Annotated in this window: 3 protein-coding genes; all 3 read right to left on the bottom strand. The window is 26.7% G+C overall.

The window, feature by feature from the left end:
• Nucleotides 1-717 (bottom strand): ABC transporter ATP-binding protein (locus tag QZ429_RS07530; RefSeq protein ID WP_291953369.1); only part of this gene is annotated, 717 nt, incomplete at its 3' end.
• Nucleotides 707-1,663, bottom strand: a complete 957-nt coding sequence (locus QZ429_RS07535; protein WP_291953371.1) for an iron ABC transporter permease — start codon at nt 1,661-1,663, stop codon at nt 707-709. The genes QZ429_RS07530 and QZ429_RS07535, both read right to left, overlap by 11 nt.
• Before the next feature lie 4 nt (nt 1,664-1,667).
• Nucleotides 1,668-2,690 (bottom strand): ABC transporter substrate-binding protein, encoded by a 1,023-nt coding sequence (locus tag QZ429_RS07540; protein WP_291953373.1) that lies wholly within the window; start codon nt 2,688-2,690, stop codon nt 1,668-1,670.
• Between the last annotated feature and the right edge of the window lie 169 nt (nt 2,691-2,859).

A 2,859-nucleotide genomic window follows, 5' to 3' on the forward strand; every position in this document is an offset into this window, starting at 1 on the left:
AGTTTTAGAATTTAAAGTTAAATCTACATTTTTTATAGGAATTTTATAAAGTTTTTCTTGATTTTTTTGATTTAAAACTAAAATAGTTTTTCCAAATTCATAGCTTAGATCTTCGTATAAAATAAGCGTATTAGTAGCTATGGCAAAAGCGTGTGCGGGATTGTGGGTTGAAAAAACTACACTTATATTTAGATCTTGATTTAATTTTTTAATTATATTTAAAATTTTATTTTGATTTTTAAAATCCAAAGCACTCATTGGTTCATCTAAAAATAAAATTTCATTTTCCCCACAAAGTGCTCTAGCAAGTAAAATAAGCTGTCTTTGACCGCTTGAGAGAGTGTTAAAATTTTTATCTGCAAGTTCTTTTATTTCTAAAATTTCTAGGTATTTAAATGCTAAATTTACATCATTTTTACTAGGCTTGCTAAATATAGAAAAAGTTTTTGCTCTTCCCATTAAAACAACATCTAAGACCTTATAATCAAAAGGAAGATTAAGATTAGATGAAAGATAAGAAAAATTTGTATTTAATTTTACAAAACCTTCTTTAGGCTTTAAAATATTCATTAAAACTGACAAAAGTGTGCTTTTGCCTTGTCCATTTAAGCCTAAAATTGCCAAATTTTCATTTTTATTTAAATTAAAATTTAATTTTCTAAAGCAAAAATTAAAATTTGAGTAATAAAATCCTAAATCAAAAGCTTCAATTAGCATTAAAATTTCTTTTTAAAAGATATATAAAAAATGGTGTTCCAATTAATGCAGTTAGTATTCCTAATGGCAATTCAGCACTGCTTATAATCCTTGCAAAATCATCACAAGCAAGCATAAAAATCATTCCTAAAAAAAAGCAATAAGGTAAGATTTTTTGATGATTAGCTGATCCTAAAAATCTACTCATATGTGGCACAACAAGCCCAACATAAGCGATATTTCCACAAACGCTAACTTGTGAGGCAATTAAAATTGTGGTTAAAATTAAAATTAATTTTCGACTAAATTTAAAATTAATTCCAAGACCTTTTAAATCATTATCGCTAAGGCTTAATAAATTTAAATGATATCTCATTAAAAATAAAAGCACAAGCGGAATAATGCTAAAAATTATTAAAATTTCAAGTTTTTCCCAGCTTGCAACTGAAAAACTGCCAAGCATCCAAAAAATAATATTTGGTAATTTTTCTTCATCATCTGCTAAAAATTCAATCAAAGCTATGAGTGCTCCTGCAAAGCCGTTTATTAAAATTCCACAAAGTATAAGGCTAAAAATATTTGAATTTTGAATAAATTTTGCAAGTAAAAATAAAAGTAAAAGAGCTAAAATTCCAAAAACAAAAGCATTTAATACAAGAAAAATTCCACTAAAGCCAAATAAAATAGCCAAGGCTCCACCAAGTGCAGAGGAAGTGCTAACTCCGATAATTTTAGGACCTACAAGAGGATTTTTAAATAAAGCCTGCAAGGTAAGTCCGCTAATACCTAAAATTCCACCACTTAAACTAGCAAGTAAAATTCTAGGCATTCTTATGTTAAAAAATACATTTTGTGCGTATTCTTCATAAATTATTTGACTTAAATTTAGTTTAAATGCCCCTAAATTTAGAGAAATTACAACAAGTAAAAGCCAAATAAAAATCAAAATCCATAATTTTTTATCCAAAATTTTACTTTTGATATGAAGTTCTATAAAATTTTTGATAATAAGTTTGAACTAAACTATCTAAGTCAAAATCTTTAAAATATTCTGGATAAAGAGTTTTTGCAACCCAAAATTCGCCTATTGCCATAGCCTCAGGTGTAGCGTATCCCCAAGCTTTTGCGTATTCTGGCATATAGAAAATTTTATTATCTTTTATAGCTAAGAGATTTGAAATTAGTTTATTACTTTTTAACTCATCTATTACATTTGGATAGCGATGTTGAACAAAAATCATACTTGGATTAAGATAGATTAAGGTTTCAGGCGAAATTTGTTTAAAGCCTTTAAATTCTTTCTCGCAAACATTTTCTCCACCTGCTCTACTAAACATTACATTTACATATTTTCCTGCTCCATAAGTGTGAAAATCAGGGTTTGCAACATATAAACGAACTTTATTTTTATCGATTTTAGCAACTTTTTCTTTTAGAATTTTTTGAGAATTTTTAATAAAATTTATCAATTCTTTTGCATTTTCTTCTTTTTGGCAAATTTTTCCAAGTAATGCAATGCCTTCATACAAGCCCTCATCATAAGCTAAAACTTGATTTTGAAAGTCTTTAAATTCAGGATTTATTTTACTTGAAGCATTTTTGTAAAAACTCATTGCAATAACTGGAATACCAAGTTTTGAAACTTTATCTATGACTTCTTTGTCCATATAGTTTGTAACTATTAAAAGATCAGGTTTTAAAGCAAGTAAGCTTTCTAAATTTACTGATTTTAAGTCACCTGGAGTTGGGAGATCTTTTATAGCTGGAAATAATCTTGCATAATTTTTTCCAAGACTTTCCTCATAAGAGCTTAAAATTCCAACGATTTTACTTGTAGCATCAAGTTGCACTAAAACATTTAAGCTTTGATGTTGTAAAACAACGATTCGCTCAACCTTATCTTTGATACTTACTTTTCTGCCTAATTGATCAACTACTTCGATTGAAGCAAAAAGGGTGTTAATTAGTAATAAAAAGACGATAATTTTTTTCATTCTATCTCCTTAAGTTAAAACTAAAAGATTATGAAAAATATAAAATTTTGTCAAATTTAAATAAATTTTAAATTAATGCTATTTTAGCAATGTATTATAAAGATTTTTAATACTATGAAGCAAATTAATAGCATTTTTTAATACGAAATTTATTATTAAAGATGAGTAA

It is taken from the genome of Campylobacter sp. (assembly GCF_020024835.1).
GTDB lineage: Bacteria > Campylobacterota > Campylobacteria > Campylobacterales > Campylobacteraceae > Campylobacter_D.